At 54.2% G+C, this 15,697-nt stretch carries 12 protein-coding genes; 8 read left to right on the top strand and 4 right to left on the bottom strand.

Annotated elements, in window-relative coordinates:
• Positions 1 to 119 precede the first annotated feature (119 nt).
• Both J2X14_RS11745 and J2X14_RS11740 read left to right on the top strand, forming a co-directional pair.
• Entirely contained in the window at positions 120 to 2,048 is a 1,929-nt protein-coding gene (locus J2X14_RS11745) for a bifunctional 5-dehydro-2-deoxygluconokinase/5-dehydro-2-deoxyphosphogluconate aldolase (protein WP_352411398.1), read from the top strand.
• A gap of 247 nt (positions 2,049 to 2,295) precedes the next feature.
• Positions 2,296 to 3,135 carry a MurR/RpiR family transcriptional regulator gene (locus tag J2X14_RS11740; RefSeq protein WP_352411397.1) on the top strand — a complete coding sequence of 280 codons (840 nt, stop codon included), beginning with the start codon at positions 2,296 to 2,298 and terminating at the stop codon, positions 3,133 to 3,135.
• 194 nt (positions 3,136 to 3,329) lie between these two features.
• On the opposite strand, the gene iolB is transcribed toward J2X14_RS11740, so the two are convergent.
• Positions 3,330 to 4,151, bottom strand: a complete 822-nt coding sequence (gene iolB / locus J2X14_RS11735; RefSeq protein WP_352411396.1) for a 5-deoxy-glucuronate isomerase — start codon at positions 4,149 to 4,151, stop codon at positions 3,330 to 3,332.
• A 22-nt stretch (positions 4,152 to 4,173) separates the two neighbouring features.
• Positions 4,174 to 5,679, bottom strand: coding sequence for a CoA-acylating methylmalonate-semialdehyde dehydrogenase (locus J2X14_RS11730; RefSeq protein ID WP_352411395.1), 1,506 nt, complete (start codon positions 5,677 to 5,679; stop codon positions 4,174 to 4,176).
• 403 nt (positions 5,680 to 6,082) lie between these two features.
• On the opposite strand from J2X14_RS11730, the gene J2X14_RS11725 reads away from it, so the two are divergent.
• Positions 6,083 to 6,898: a TIM barrel protein gene (locus J2X14_RS11725; RefSeq protein WP_352411394.1), complete on the top strand. Its 816-nt coding sequence runs from the start codon at positions 6,083 to 6,085 to the stop codon at positions 6,896 to 6,898.
• A 73-nt stretch (positions 6,899 to 6,971) separates the two neighbouring features.
• On the opposite strand, the gene J2X14_RS11720 is transcribed toward J2X14_RS11725, so the two are convergent.
• Complete coding sequence (locus J2X14_RS11720; RefSeq protein WP_352411393.1) at positions 6,972 to 8,171, bottom strand: MFS transporter; 1,200 nt, start codon at positions 8,169 to 8,171, stop codon at positions 6,972 to 6,974.
• Positions 8,172 to 8,303: 132 nt separating this feature from the next.
• Here J2X14_RS11720 and J2X14_RS11715 point away from each other — a divergent pair, with 132 nt between their 5' ends.
• Positions 8,304 to 9,347, top strand: a complete 1,044-nt coding sequence (locus J2X14_RS11715) for an AI-2E family transporter (RefSeq protein ID WP_352411392.1) — start codon at positions 8,304 to 8,306, stop codon at positions 9,345 to 9,347.
• A gap of 10 nt (positions 9,348 to 9,357) precedes the next feature.
• Here the strand turns inward: J2X14_RS11715 and J2X14_RS11710 are convergent, their stop codons facing one another.
• Entirely contained in the window at positions 9,358 to 10,047 is a 690-nt protein-coding gene (locus tag J2X14_RS11710; protein ID WP_352411391.1) for a FadR/GntR family transcriptional regulator, read from the bottom strand.
• Between the two features lie 252 nt (positions 10,048 to 10,299).
• On the opposite strand from J2X14_RS11710, the gene uxuA reads away from it, so the two are divergent.
• The 4 genes from uxuA (at position 10,300) to hemB (ending at position 15,475) form a co-directional block, all read left to right on the top strand.
• A complete protein-coding gene (gene uxuA / locus J2X14_RS11705; protein ID WP_352411390.1) occupies positions 10,300 to 11,484 on the top strand; it encodes a mannonate dehydratase in 1,185 nt (394 codons plus the stop codon).
• 412 nt (positions 11,485 to 11,896) lie between these two features.
• A complete protein-coding gene (gene proP / locus J2X14_RS11700; protein WP_352411389.1) occupies positions 11,897 to 13,402 on the top strand; it encodes a glycine betaine/L-proline transporter ProP in 1,506 nt (501 codons plus the stop codon).
• A gap of 152 nt (positions 13,403 to 13,554) precedes the next feature.
• Positions 13,555 to 14,385: an MBL fold metallo-hydrolase gene (locus tag J2X14_RS11695; protein WP_352411388.1), complete on the top strand. Its 831-nt coding sequence runs from the start codon at positions 13,555 to 13,557 to the stop codon at positions 14,383 to 14,385.
• 112 nt (positions 14,386 to 14,497) lie between these two features.
• Positions 14,498 to 15,475 (top strand): porphobilinogen synthase, encoded by a 978-nt coding sequence (hemB, locus tag J2X14_RS11690; RefSeq protein ID WP_352411387.1) that lies wholly within the window; start codon positions 14,498 to 14,500, stop codon positions 15,473 to 15,475.
• Positions 15,476 to 15,697 lie beyond the last annotated feature (222 nt).

The following is a 15,697-nucleotide window of genomic DNA, read 5'->3' as shown; positions in this document are numbered from 1 at the left end:
ATATTCATTCCTCATACTGCCAGCACAGTTGATCCGGTGCGATCGGATTTTCGAGTTTTCCCGCAAAATTTCTGGAGATGCTCGACAGTGACGACTTATCACAGAAGGAAACAACAGGTATGAGTACACAACAGAAGCGGCTTGATGTGATTTGTATTGGCCGTATTGCCGTTGACCTTTATGGTCAGCAAATCGGTGCGCGCCTGGAAGATATCAGCACCTTTGCCAAATACCTTGGCGGCTCCTCCGGTAATGTCGCTTACGGCACCGCGATTCAGGGCCTGAAATCAGCGATGCTGGCGCGCGTTGGCGACGAACATAATGGCCGCTTCCTGCGTGAAACACTGCAGCGCGTAGGCGTCGATACCGAATTTTTAATTACCGATAAGCACCGTTTAACCGGGTTAGTGATATTGGGCATTAAAGATGAAGATACTTTTCCTCTGATTTTTTATCGCGATAACTGTGCGGATATGGGCCTGACGCCGCAGGATATCGATGAAAACTATATCGCTTCTGCCCGCGCGGTGGCGGTCACCGGTACACATCTTTCCCATCCCGACACGCGCGCAGCGGTATTAAAGGCGCTGGAGATTGCCCGGCGGCACGGGCTGCGTACCGCGCTGGATATCGATTATCGTCCGGTGCTGTGGGGATTGACCTCATTAGGCGATGGGGAAACCCGTTTTATTGAGTCAGGACACGTTACTCAACAGCTGCAGGAAGTGCTGCACTATTTTGATTTGATTGTGGGCACAGAAGAGGAATTCCATATCGCCGGTGGCAGCACCGATACGCTGACGGCCTTGAAAGCGGTACGTCAGGCCAGCAAAGCGACGCTGGTATGCAAACGTGGCCCATTAGGCTGCGTGGTTTTTGAAGGCGATATTCCTGATAGCTGGGAGCAAACCACGTTGCAAAGCGGCGTACGTGTGGAAGTATTAAACGTGCTGGGCGCGGGCGATGCCTTTATGTCCGGCCTGCTACGCGGCTGGCTGAATGATGAAGGCTGGCAGCAGGCGTGTCGCTATGCCAACGCCTGTGGCGCGCTGGTCGTGTCACGTCATGGTTGTGCGCCAGCGATGCCGACCAAAGCGGAGCTGGATGATTATCTCAGTCGGGATAACGACGTGAAGCGCCCCGACCGCGATGTACGCCTTAATCACTTGCATCGGGTCACCACCCGCAAACAGCAGTGGCAGGAGCTTTGCGTGTTTGCGTTTGACCATCGCAAACAGCTGTTTGATATGGCTCAGGATGCCGGTGCCGATCCGTCCCGTATTCCGCAGTTAAAAATGCTGTTGCTACAGGCGGCTGAAGCGGCAGCGAGCGAGGCTGGCTTAGAAAATCACAGCGGCATTTTGGCCGATACCACCTACGGGCAGCAGGCGCTCAACGCGATTACCGGTAAAGGCTGGTGGATCGGGCGACCAATTGAAATGCCTGGCTCGCGTCCGCTGCGCCTTGAACATGGCAATATTGGCTCGCAGCTTATCGATTGGCCACAGGAGCATGTGGTGAAATGTCTGGTCTTTTATCATCCGCACGATAAGACAGAACTGCGCGCGCAGCAGGATGCGCTGGTTCTTGATGTCTGGCGCGGCTGTAATAAATCGGGCCACGAACTGCTGCTGGAAGTGATCCTTCCGGAGGAGAATCCGGATCGTCAGGAAAGTTACTATCTTGATATTGTTGAGCATTTCTATCACCTTGGCGTACAGCCCGACTGGTGGAAACTGCCGCCGCTGTCGCTGAAAAGCTGGCAGGCGCTGGGTGCTATTATTGAGCAACACGATCCCTGGTGCCGGGGCATTTTATTGCTGGGGCTGGATGCGCCGGAAGATAAGCTGAAAGCGGGTTTCCGCGATGCCGCACAGGCTCCCTGGGTGAAAGGTTTCGCCGTGGGACGCACTATTTTCGGCCAGCCGTCACGTCAGTGGTTACAGGGTGAACTGAATGACAGCCAGCTGATCGAACAGGTAAAAAATAATTATCTGACGTTAATCGGCTACTGGCGCGAAGCCCGTCCGCTACGCCAGGTCAGCTAACATCAAGATGCCTGATGCCGCCGAAAGTAACCTCGGCGGCGTTATTTTTTAATGAATAATAGCGGTGAAATGGCAGCTTTTATGGGCTTTTATTCCCTAAAAACCGGGCATTTAGCACCACGTTTTGTGAAGCAATTCATGTTGCGATGAAATAAACCCTGCTAATCCGTCATTCAAATGAAATTTTCCGTTCGTCTGGTAGAATATTGCTCAGCAAGGTACCCATCATTTTTAGCAGGCCAAAATAATGACAACTAATCCTACTCAGCTTTCCCTGTTACAGGACGACATTCGTCGTCGTTACGATACGCTCAGTAAACGTCTGAAACAGGTTGCACGCTATATCCTTGATAACAGCAACAGCATTGCTTTCGATACCGTCGCGTCTATTGCTCAGCAGGCTGACGTCCCGCCCTCTACATTGATTCGCTTTTCCAACGCTTTTGGCTTCAGCGGCTTTAATGAAATGAAGCAGGTTTTCCGCCAGCATCTGATGGAAGAAACGGTTAACTATACCGAGCGGGCGCGGCTGTTCCGGCAAACGGCAACCGACGAAGCCGCGGCCTCCCCTGAAAATCCGGCGGAAATCCTTAATGTGTTCACCATGGTGAACTCACAGGCTCTGCAACAGCTGGCAATGCAGACCAATCCGGAGCAGCTGAATAAAGCGGTAGAGATGCTGAACAACGCTGAAAACATCTACGTTATTGGCCTGCGCCGCTCTTTTAGCGTGGCATCGTATCTGACTTACGCCCTGCGCCACCTGGAACGACGGGCTTTTCTGATCGATGGTCTGGGCGGCATGTTCACCGAACAGCTCAGCCTGGTGAATCCAAAAGATGTGGTGGTTGCCATCAGCTATTCGCCTTACGCACGTGAAGGGGTCGAGCTGGTAGAAATGGGGGCCCGGCGCGGCGCGCAGCAAATAGCGATTACCGATAGTCAAGTCAGCCCGCTGGCTGCCTTCAGTGATGTCTGCTTTGTGGTGCGCGAAGCGCAGGTAGATGGCTTCCGTTCCCAGGTGGCTTCTCTTTGTCTGGCCCAGACGCTGGCGGTATCGCTGGCGTTGAATAATGCCAAAGAGTAACTCTGTGGTTAATTTTTCCTGCTAATCAAAAGCAGCCGGTGTAAGGCTGCTTTTTTATAACGGGTAACCTTGTCGGCAGCCAGACAGGCAGGCAACCAGGCAACCAGGCAGCCAGTTCAGGTTTTATAACGGGTAACCTTACCGGGAGCCAGGCACCACTTAAGGCTGCCTGGCATCGCCTTTCCCAACGGCGTTTATTTCCCTTTAGACGGATAGCTTTCGCTGTTAACCCAGGCGTGATCCTTCTCCCAGGTAAATTTCCATTTGCGCACCGGTCCCGCCATTACATTCAGGTAATAGTTGTCGTATCCGGCAATCGTGGCGACCGGATGGTAGCCGCGTGGCACCTTAACAACGTCACGATTATAGGGAGCCATACATTCATCTAACGAGCGATCGTCGGTATAAACGCGTTGCATGGCAAATCCCTGCTCCGGCTGAAAACGATGATAGTAGGTTTCCTCCAGGTAGGTTTCATCGGGTGAATCCTCCTGGTCATGCTTGTGGCTGGGATAAGAGCTGGTATCGCCCTCGTCGGTATATACCTCTACCACCAGCAGGCTGTCGGCAGGCTTATCATCCGGCAGGATATTATGTACCAGCCGCTTGTTGCGTCCTTTGCCGCGATGCTCAACGCCCACATCCTCGGGTGCTATCAGCCGTGCCGGTAAATTGCCCCGCCCTGGCGCGCTGCATACCGCCAGCTCCAGATCGGAGTCAGCGATAACCTCAACACGATCCTGATGAGGTACATAGACCGAATAAGGCGGCGTGCGTTCAAAAGGTGACTGGCGTTTGCCGATATCAGGAAACTCCGCCCGTTGCGTTTTCACTGAAGCCAGCCCGGCCACCAACACCAGGCACAGCTCTTTATCTCCGCTTTCCAGCGTTAGCCTTTGCCCTTGTTTCAGCAGATAAACATCAAAGCCCACGAAGCGCCAGCCAGCGTTTTCCGGCGTAATGTGTTGGATACGCCCATTGGTATCAGGCTGCTGACGTTTAGCCAGTAACGACATACGTTTCTCCTTAATCAACCGGTTAGCTCAGCGTTGGCATACTGAATTCAGATACCGTTTGCTGGCCGCTCGGCCAACGCGCCGTGGTGGTTTTCATACGGGTATAAAAGCGCACCCCATCCGGGCCATGAACGTTCAGCGCCCCAAACACGGAGCGTTTCCAGCCGCCAAAGCTATGGAAAGCCATTGGAACAGGCACCGGCACGTTTACCCCCACCATGCCCGCCTCAACATTTTGCACAAAATCACGGGCGGTATGGCCATTGTTGGTAAAGATTGCGCTACCGTTGCCAAATTCATGGCTGTTGACCAGCTCCAGCGCGCTCTGATAATCGGTCGCGCGCATAATGCCCAATACCGGCCCAAAAATCTCTTCGCGCCAGATCACCATATCTCTGGTGACGTTATCAAACAGCGTACCGCCTACGTAGTAACCTTCTGCGTGACCCGGCACCTGAAAATTACGCCCGTCAACCACCAGCGATGCCCCTTCCGCTACGCCTTTATCGATATAGCCCAGCACTTTCTTCTGATGGACGGCAGAGACCACCGGCCCCATCTCATTTTCTTCATCGCCTTTTTGCATACCCGGCCCTACGCGTAGCGCTTTTACCAGCGGCGTAAGGCGAGCGATGAGCTTATCAGCGGTATCATCGCCAACCGCCACCACTACCGGCAGAGCCATGCAGCGTTCACCTGCAGATCCATAAGCGCCGCCCATAATCGCATTTACCGTGGCATCCAGATCGGCATCCGGCATGACGATGGCATGGTTTTTGGCCGCGCCGAACGCCTGGACACGCTTACCGTAAGCGCTGGCGGTTTTATAGATATGCTCCGCCACGCCCGATGAACCCACAAAACTCACCGCCTGAACCCGACTGTCGGTGTAGAGCTGTTCAGCGTTTTCATTAGAGCTGTGGATGACGTTAAACACGCCATCCGGCAGCCCGGCCTCGCTCAACAGCTCAGCCATGCGCACGGCTGCGGAGGGGTCAAGCGCCGGGGGCTTCAGAACAAAAGTATTGCCGCAGGCCAGCGCAATCGGGAACATCCACATCGGCACCATCGCCGGGAAGTTAAACGGCGTAATGCCGGCCACCACGCCCAGCGGTTGCATCAGCGAATAGCTATCGACGCCGGTGCCGACATTCGGCGAATATTCCCCTTTAAGCAGGTGCGGGATGCCGCAGGCAAACTCAACAACCTCCATGCCGCGCGTAAGTTCGCCCAGCGCATCCGACCAAACCTTACCGTGCTCGCTGACAATCAGCTCCGCCAGCTCCTCGCGATGCTTTTCCAGCAGCGTTTTAAAATTGAACATGACGCGCGCGCGACGTAGCGGAGAAGTTTTAGACCACGCCGGGAAGGCCTCATGCGCGACGGCTATCGCCTGAGCGACCTCATCTGCGGTGCTTTGGGTGAGTTCGCGCACCACTTTACCGGTAGCGGGATCGTAAACCGGAACAGTTTCATTGCTGGCGCTATGCGTGATTTTGCCGCCAATAAAGTTTCCAACGATATTCATGTTCATGCCTCATCAATGTGGTGGCCCCTGCCGATGGCTTGCTGCGCTATCGGCTAGCGAGATTTAACCCGTATCCGTGCATTGACCCTATTATACTGAAATAAATTTTTCAAATATTTCGGATTGGAAAAATCATTTTTAGCGGGATGGATCGCATTTTTCCCGTAACGTCACGCAGCCGTTTCAGCTTGCCAGGCCGTACGAGCGGCGGTTAGCGCCTTTCCGTTATCGCCTCCCTCTCTTTTCCCCGCGTACGCATAGCTGAAAAATGAAATTTTTTGCGAAGCAGATCTAAAAACCTAGGTTTCATTCTTCCTTAAGTTTGAAATAAATGTTCTCTTTAACTCAACCGCCCGCTATGTCACCGCGCTGGCTTTTACCTAACGTTTTGCAGGAGCACACCATGGCCATCGATCCCACTCGTTTCTGTATCAACCGCAAAATCGCGCCCAGTCTCAGCATTGAATCGTTTTTCAAACTGGTTCAGCGGCTTGGCCTGAATAAGGTGGAATTACGTAACGACATGCCCAGCGGCAAGGTGACCGATAATCTAAGTCACCAGCAGGTAAAGGCGCTGGCGCAGCAGTACGGCATGGAGATTGTGACGATCAACGCGCTCTATCCCTTTAACCGTATAGATGATGCATTGCTGACCCAGGCGGAAGCGCTGTTAAAAGAGGCGCAGGCGATTGGTGCTGGCGCGCTGGTGCTGTGTCCGTTAAACGATGGCCAGCCGATTGCTCCGGAGAAAACTATCGCCGCGCTGCAAAAGCTTGCGCCGCTGTTTGAGCGGTATGGCGTAAAAGCACTGGTAGAGCCGTTGGGGTTCCCGCAAAGCTCATTGCGTTCCGCCGTCCAGACGCAGGCGCTAATTCGTGATGCGCAGGTGCCTTTTAACGTGCTGATTGATACTTTCCATCACCATTTATATGAACAGGCTGAGCAGGAATTCGCCTCTGGCATTGATATCGATCGTATCGGACTGGTTCACCTCTCCGGCGTGGAAGACAGACGCCCAACCGCAGAACTGACCGATGAAGAACGTATTATGCTCAGCAGCAGCGATGTGCTGAACAGCGTAACGCAGGTGCAGCGTCTTGAGCAGATGGGTTATCGCGGCATTTACGCCTTTGAACCTTTCTCTTCAGATTTGGCGAACTGGAGCGAGGCGGATATCGAACGCGAGATCCGCCAAAGTATTGAACTGCTGCAGGCTTAATGCTGGCGCGGTTCTGCAGATGTTATCTGTTATTTGTGTCTTTGCTGTTTCTGGCCTCCACTGGAGGCCTTTTTTATGGCGTCGCCTCAGGCTGGTGGCGCATGCGCCACGTCAGCAATAAAGCCAGGCAGACCAGCAAAGCGCTTAGTAGATAGATAACCGGCACGCCTGCATAGCTCATAATAAAACCGGCGACCGGCCCGGTAATGCCCAGCGACAGATCCATAAACGCCGTGAAGGTCGCCAATGCGCTGCCCTGGTTCTGCTGCGGCACCGCTTTCACCGCCACCACACCAAGCGCCGGGAAAACCAGTGAAAAACCTGCTCCGGTCAGCAACGCGCCAAGGTTGGCAAGCCACGGGGAAAAAGAGAGCCAGACGATAAACAGGCCCAGCGCCTCCACAGCAAAGCAGGCCAGCGCGACCCGCAATCCGCCGTGCCGGTTGATGCTATTGGGAAACAGTAAACGAGTACCAACAAACGCCAGGCTGAACAACGTTAATGAGAAAGCCGCGCCCGGCCAGCCTTTCGCCTGATAAAACAGCGTAATAAAGGTGGCGATCACGCCAAATCCCGCTGAGGCCATTGCCAACAGCAGACCGAACGGCCAAATCTTCCCCAACACTGCGCGAAACGGCAGCGGCTTGCCTTTATTGCCTTTTACCGACGGACGCGGCAGCGCCAGCAAAATAGCGATAATCGCGATCGCCATGATAACCACCGCCAACAGCAAAATACCGCCGAAATGATAAATCAAGGCGCCAAGCGGCGCCCCCAGCGCCATCGCACCGTAGGTACAGATGCCGTTCCACGAGATAACCCGGCCAATATGCAGCGAACCCACGACGCCAACGCCCCAGAGCGTGGAGCCGGTACCGGCAAAGCTCTGTCCAATCCCCAGCGCCAGCCGCCCGATACAGAGCAAAGCCAGACTGATCAGCGGCCAGGCGGCGCTAAGCGCAGCCAGCGCATAACAGATCCCGCTAAGCAGGCAGCCGAACAGGCCAAAAATCACAACTTTTTTGGGCCCCCATAAATCAGCGTAACGACCGGCGTGCGGGCGGCTGAGTAGCGTAGAGAGATATTGCAGGCTGATGACTAATCCTGCCCAAAAGGCGCTGTATCCCATTACGTCATGAACGTAGCCGGGCAAGACCGCCAGCGGCAGCCCGATGGCAAGATAACTGGCAAAGTTAAAGATAACGATGGAAAGAATTCGCTGATTCAGGCGAAAAGCCCCTAAAGAAGCTTCCGTCTCGGGCTGTCCAGACATAATATTTGACTCGTTACGGGGGATAATTAACCGGCTAAGTTCTTACTATACGCAGATTAGTGGCAATGATCAGTTCGTTAGAAATTGTTAGCGGCTACACTTTCTGTGCTGAAATTATTTACAGGGAAAACTATGCTCACGCCTCAGCAGGAAAAGATGGGACAAAACATGTTGCTTAAAATGGCAACGCTGGTAGTTATTCTGGCAGGGATACGGGCGGCATCAGACATTATCGTTCCTTTTCTGTTGGCGATTTTTTTGGCGATTATCCTTAATCCGCTGGTCACCATGCTGATGCGTCGGGGCCTGCGCCGCAGCTGGGCGATTACGCTGGTGATGGTCGTAGTACTGATGATTATTTTGATGCTGGTCGCTATGCTGGCCAGTTCGGTCAACGAGTTTTCCCTGGTTTATCCGCAAATACGTACCATGCTTGAGCAAAAGCTGACAGTACTTCAGCACTACGCCGGGCGGCTGCATATTCCTGTCTCTTCCGAAGCGCTGGCGGAACAACTTGATCCCAATGCGATTATGAATGTCGCTACCACCGTGCTGCGGCAGTTTTCTGGAGCGATGAGCAACTTTGTTCTGCTGATCATGACCGTGATTTTTATGCTGTTTGAAGTGCGCCACTTGCCCTACAAACTGCGTAATGCGCTGGCTAATCCCCAAATCCGCATCGCTGGCCTGCATAAAGCGCTGAAAGGGGTGACCCATTATCTGGCGTTAAAAACGCTGATCAGCCTGATTACCGGCATTGCCGTCTGGCTAACGCTGCTGCTGCTGGACGTGAAGTTTGCGCTGTTCTGGGGCGTAGTCGCTTTTGTGCTGAACTTTATTCCCAATATCGGCCCGATTATCGCCGGGATCCCGCCGTTTATTCAGGCACTGGTGCTGAATGATTTTTATGATGCTCTGCTGGTCGCCGCACTGTTTAGCGCGATTCATATGGTGTTTGGCAACATGCTGGAACCGCGCGTGATGGGACGCGGCCTCGGCTTATCAACGCTGGTGGTGTTTTTGTCGTTGATTTTCTGGGGCTGGCTGCTCGGCCCGGTGGGGATGCTGCTGTCGGTGCCGCTGACCAGCGTCTGTAAAATCCTGATGGAAACCACGCCGGGCGGCAGCAAGCTGGCTATTCTGCTGGGCAATGGCCGCCCGCCGGTGAAGCGTTAATCGCGACTTATCAAGCGGATGTATCAAACAGATGATCGTAAACGCGCTGCAAATGCAGCGCCATGCTATCGCGGGCCAGCTGTGGGTTCTGCTGCACAATAGCGTTAGCGATCATCTGATGGTCGTGATTTAACGCCTGCGGAAAATCGCGATCGGCAAAATGGCTCTCCAGCCGGACAAAGCGCTGGCTTTTACGCATATTCCACAGCTGCTCCGTCATCTCGCGCAGAACTTCATTGCCGGTCATCTCGCCGATCAGCAGGTGAAAGCGTTTATCGTGATCTAAAAACGCGTCGTCATTCACCGTCTGCTGCGCCAGCTGATGCGCAATTGCCAACAGTTCCCGCCGCTGTTCGGCGCTACCGTAACGCGCCGCCAGTTCAGCGTTCATCGCCTCAAACGCCTGACGCGCTTTAATCAGATCGCGCAGGCTAAAGGTATCTGTGGGTTCTGCTGGCTGACCGGGTAACGGATCGACCACCAGCACACCATTACCGCTGCGGATCTCAACCCAGCCGGTCACCTCCAGCGCAATCAGCGCCTCACGCACCGAAGAACGGCTGACATTAAGCTGCCTGGCAAGCTCGCGCTCCGGCGGCAGCAAAGCGCCAGGCGCAAACTCGCCGCGCGTTATCGCTGCGCTGATCAGGCTGGAAATTTGTCGATAAAGCCGCTCGGTTTTGATGGCGGGTAAGGTCATAACATTCTCTCCAAGCGGTTAACGCTGCTTTATAAACAGCTTCATGCGGCGCGATGGTTGCAGCCCGTCTGGATTGCGCAACACGTCGACTATTTTAGCGGGCATAACGCCTGATAATGCGACAAGCTTCACTCTTTCGGTCAAAAAAGTGCCCTATTCTGGCCCAGCGGCCGGACCAATGGCCCCTTTTATTAACTGGCTGGCCGAAGGCTTCGGCCAGCCGTTCCACGATAAATGAATACAGGAGAGTTTATGGAACACACCTGGCGCTGGTATGGCCCGAACGACCCCGTGACGCTGGATGATGCCAGACAGGCAGGCGCGACCGGCATCGTTACCGCTCTGCATCATATTGCGAACGGTGATATCTGGACCATAGAGGAGATCAAAGCGCGACAGGCGCTGCTGGCGGAGAAAGGGCTTTACTGGTCGGTGGTAGAAAGCGTTCCGGTACATGAAGCGATTAAAACCCAACACGGCGACTGGCAGCGGTATATCGCTAACTATCAGCAGTCGCTGCGCAACCTGGCCGCCTGCGGCATCGATACCGTCTGTTATAACTTTATGCCGGTGCTTGACTGGACGCGCACCGATCTCGGCTGGCTGCTGCCTAACGGCGCGCGCGCGTTGCGCTTTGACGCCGTCGCTTTCGCCGCATTTGAATTGCATATTCTGCAACGTCCCGGCGCGGTGGAAACCTACAGCGAAGAGGAGCAGCGCCAGGCGGCGGATTACTACGCCGCCATGACGCCGGACGCGATCGCCACGCTGACGCGCAATATTATCGCCGGGCTGCCCGGCGCGGAAGAAGGCTATACGCTGGAGCAGTTTCAGGCGCAGCTGTCGCAGTATGACGGCATTGATAAGGCGCGTCTGCGTGAAAATATGGCGACGTTCCTGCGTGCTATCGTGCCGGTAGCGGAAGAGGCAGGGATCATGCTGGCGGTACACCCGGACGATCCGCCGCGCCCTATTCTTGGTCTGCCGCGTATTATCTCCACGCAAGAAGATATGCAGTGGTTAACCGAGACGGTCAGCAGCCTGCATAACGGTTTCACCTTTTGTACCGGCTCTTATGGCGTGCGCGCCGATAACGACTTGGTGCAGATGGCGCAGACCTATGCCGACCGCATCCATTTTATCCACCTGCGCGCCACGCAGCGCGAAGAGAACCTCAACAGTTTTCATGAGGCTGCGCACCTTACCGGCGATGTAAATATGGTTGAGGTGATCAAGGCAATCCTGGCAGAAGAGCAGCGCCGCCGCCGCGCGGGCAACCAACGCGCTATTCCCATGCGTCCCGATCATGGTCATCAGATGCTGGACGATTTGCATAAACAGACTAACCCTGGCTACTCCGCCATTGGTCGCCTGAAAGGGCTGGCTGAACTGCGCGGCGTTGAGCTGGCGCTGAAGCAGTGCTTTTTCGCTGATTAAACGTTCTCGCCTTTCCCTCTAAAAGATCCTTTTCCCAGAGCGCCACTTTCAGGCGCTTTGTCCTGCCTCTTCTTTTTTAATCTTTCTGACAGCGGAAAAAAACGGCCTTTCCTGCCAGGCTTTAGACAGGCTTATGTTATAGCAGAGTCTGCTGCCAGCTCGGTTAATGGTTACTTTTTATACGCCTTTAACCGTTACGTATGGTGCAGATGTAACATTTTCCGCGTTCTGACGATATACTGTGAAATCATTACGTAATCATTGCGTTAAGTAACTATTACTAATGATGGAAAAATGAGCTGGCACGATGCCAGTGAAAAAAATTTTCTCAACGTCGCGATCTGGGCCGGTTTTCGCTTCGGTTCGCGCCGTTGAGGAAATTAAATTAATCAGCAAACACAGGGCGAATGATATGAAGCTACGTAGGAAGCGTGTCAAACCTATTGCGCTTGGTGACGTTACCATCATCGATGACGCACGTTTACGCAAGGCCATTACCGCCGCATCGCTTGGCAATGCGATGGAGTGGTTCGATTTTGGGGTATACGGTTTTGTTGCCTATGCCTTAGGTAAAGTCTTTTTCCCTGGCGCCGATCCGGGCGTACAGATGATCGCCGCGCTGGCCACCTTTTCCGTTCCCTTTTTGATCCGTCCGTTAGGCGGGCTGTTTTTCGGCATGCTTGGCGACAAGTACGGACGCCAGAAAATCCTGTCGATCACCATTATTATCATGTCGCTCAGTACATTCTGTATCGGCCTGATCCCCTCTTACGAATCGATTGGCATTTGGGCACCAATATTGCTGCTGCTGGCGAAAATGGCGCAGGGCTTCTCGGTAGGCGGCGAATATACCGGCGCTTCTATCTTTGTGGCCGAATACTCGCCTGACCGCAAACGCGGCTTTATGGGCAGCTGGCTTGATTTCGGCTCTATCGCTGGCTTTGTGATGGGTGCAGGCCTGGTCGTGCTGATCTCAGCCATTATCGGCGAAGCCAACTTCCTCTCCTGGGGCTGGCGTCTGCCTTTCTTTGTGGCGCTGCCGCTGGGTATCATTGGGCTTTACCTGCGCCATGCGCTGGAAGAAACCCCTGCGTTTCAACAGCATGTGGAAAAACTGGAACAGGGCGATCGCGAAGGTTTGCGTGAAGGGCCGAAAGTCTCTTTCCGCGAAATCGCCACCAAACACTGGAAAAGCCTGCTGACCTGCGTTGGCTTGGTAATCTCTACCAACGTCACCTATTACATGCTGCTGACCTATATGCCGAGCTACCTCTCGCATAATCTGCACTACTCAGAAGATCACGGCGTATTGATTATCATCGCCATCATGATGGGTATGCTGTTTATTCAGCCGGTGATTGGTCTGCTGAGCGACCGCTTTGGTCGTCGCCCGTTTGTGATTATTGGCAGTATCGCCCTGCTGTTCTTGTCGATTCCCGCCTTTATGTTGATCAACAGTAACGTGTTGGGGCTGATTTTTGCCGGTCTGCTGATGCTGGCCATCATGTTGAACTGCTTTACCGGCGTCATGGCCTCAACGCTGCCAGCGATGTTCCCAACGCACATTCGCTACAGCGCGCTGGCAAGCGCCTTTAACATTTCAGTGCTGGTTGCCGGTTTGACGCCTACGCTGGCGGCCTGGCTGGTGGAAACGTCAAACGATCTTTACATGCCCGCTTACTACCTGATGGTGATCGCGGTGGTCGGTCTTATTACCGGTCTTACCATGAAAGAGACCGCCAACAAACCGCTGAAAGGCGCGACGCCAGCGGCTTCCGATCTTAACGAAGCACGTGAAATCCTGCAGGAGCATCACGATAATATCGAGCATAAAATCGAGGATATTACCGAAGAGATTGCGAGGCTGGAGGAGCGACGTAAAAATCTGATTGAGCAGCATCCACGTATTAACGAGTAATAATAAAGCCCCTCGCTGAGGGGCTTTTTTTTGGCGGCAACGCCGTCGCTTTGGCGTTTTTATCCAACCCGATCCCCGCCTTACCATGCTGCCGTTTGGCTTGCTGACCGATTAGCGCCCACACTTATACTTTACGTTTAAGGAGAAAGGCTATGCGGATACACCACCTGAGCTGTGGTTCGATGTGTCCTTTTGGCGGTGCGTTGTATGACGGTTTCAGCAAAGGGCTGCATGCACATCTGGTTTGTCACTGCTTATTAATTGAAACCGATCGCGACGGGCTGGTGCTGGTGGATACCGGCTTTGGCGAACAGGATCTCCGCCGCGATTCCCGTATCGCCCTCTTCTTTCGCCAGCTGAATAATATCCAGCGCAAACCGGAGCTTAGCGCATTGGCGCAGGTAAAACGGCTGGGTTTTCAGGCACAGGACGTGCGCCATATTGTGCTGACCCATCTCGATTTCGATCACGCCGGTGGGCTAACCGATTTTCCCAATGCGCGTGTTCATCTGTTGCAACAGGAGCTGGAAACCAGCCATCAGCGCGATAACTGGTTACAGCGCCGCCGCTATCGTCCGGCGCAGTGGCCTGCGGATATTCAATGGCAAACCTATCAGCCGCAGGGCGAAAGCTGGCAAGGATTTTCCGCCGTGAAAGCATTAAACGGGCTGCCGCCTGAAATCCTGTTGATTCCGCTGCCGGGGCATACGCCAGGCCATGCGGGGGTGGCTATCCAGCAACCGGACGGCTGGCTGCTGCACGGCGGGGATGCCTGGTTTTATCGCGGAGAGATGTATCAGCCGCAGCGTCACTGTACGCCAGGGCTGCGCTTTTATCAGTGGATGATGGCCACTGATAATGCGGCGCGGCGCGAGAACCAGCAGCGGCTGCGGCGGCTATCCCTGAGTCAGCAGGAAAATATCACGCTGTTTTGCAGCCACGATGCGCAAGAGCTGGCACGTATGCAGGCGCGTAGCCGATAAAAAAGCGGCGGTTGGGGTTAACCTTTGCTGGCAAGGCCGCACGGGAAGTTTCACTCGCTCTGCGAAAAGGGCGTAAACTACGATGACTTTTTCACCTGTATAGCAAAAAATTATGTCTGATTTTTCTCTGATTAATCGTCCCAGAAGATTACGCAAAAGCGCTGCGCTGCGTGATATGTTCCAGGAAACCACGCTAAGCCGCAACGATCTGGCGCTGCCGATTTTTGTTGAAGAAGGCGTGGATGATTACAAAGCGATTGAAGCGATGCCGGGCGTGATGCGTATCCCGGAAAAACGTCTGGCGTATGAGATCGAACGCATCGCAAAAGCGGGTATCCGCTCGGTGATGACCTTCGGTATCTCACATCACACCGACGCCACCGGCAGCGATGCCTGGCAGGAAAACGGCCTGGTGGCGCGTATGTCGCGCATTTGCAAAGATGCGGTGCCGGAAATGATCGTGATGTCCGATACCTGTTTTTGTGAATATACCTCGCACGGCCACTGCGGCGTGCTGTGCGATCACGGCGTGGATAATGACGCAACGCTGATTAACCTCGGCAGGCAGGCGGTGGTCGCCGCACAGGCGGGGGCTGACTTTATCGCCCCTTCTGCGGCGATGGATGGTCAGGTTGCGGCGATTCGTCGGGCGCTGGATGAAGCGGGCTTTACCGATACCGCGATTATGTCCTACTCCACTAAATTCGCCTCATCGTTCTACGGTCCGTTCCGCGAAGCGGCGGGCACTGCGCTGAAAGGCGATCGTAAAACCTATCAGATGAACCCAATGAACCGCCGTGAAGCGATCCGTGAATCGTTAATTGACGCGGCGGAAGGGGCGGATTCGCTGATGGTCAAACCGGCGGGCGCTTATCTGGATATTCTGCGCGACATCCGTGAACGTACCGAACTGCCGCTGGCGGCTTATCAGGTAAGCGGCGAATATGCGATGATCAAGTTTGCCGCGCAGGCTGGCGCGATCAATGAAGATGCAGTGATTCTGGAAAGCCTGGGCGCCATTAAACGCGCGGGTGCCGATGTCATCTTCAGCTATTTCGCGCTCGATCTGGCAGAGCGTAACCTGCTGTAATTCCTGACAGGCAGCCGCACGGCTGCCTGGATCCCTGATTATCCGCTTTTTTCCCCTTCAGGTTTTACCTCCTTTCACACAGTGACTAAGGTAACGGTTCCGCTGCGGCAGCTGCGGCAAGCGCAGCGGGACGTACGGATTTATTTACGGCGGTGTAAAGCTAGTATGGTTTTATTCTGAAGTTGTGCCTTTTCTAACCGATACTGTCACAGAGAGTACATA

The sequence above is a fragment of the Mixta sp. BE291 genome, from assembly GCF_031457955.1.
Lineage (GTDB): Bacteria > Pseudomonadota > Gammaproteobacteria > Enterobacterales > Enterobacteriaceae > Mixta.
Note: the sequence above shows the minus strand (reverse complement) of the source record. Positions and strands in the feature narration are given on the sequence as shown.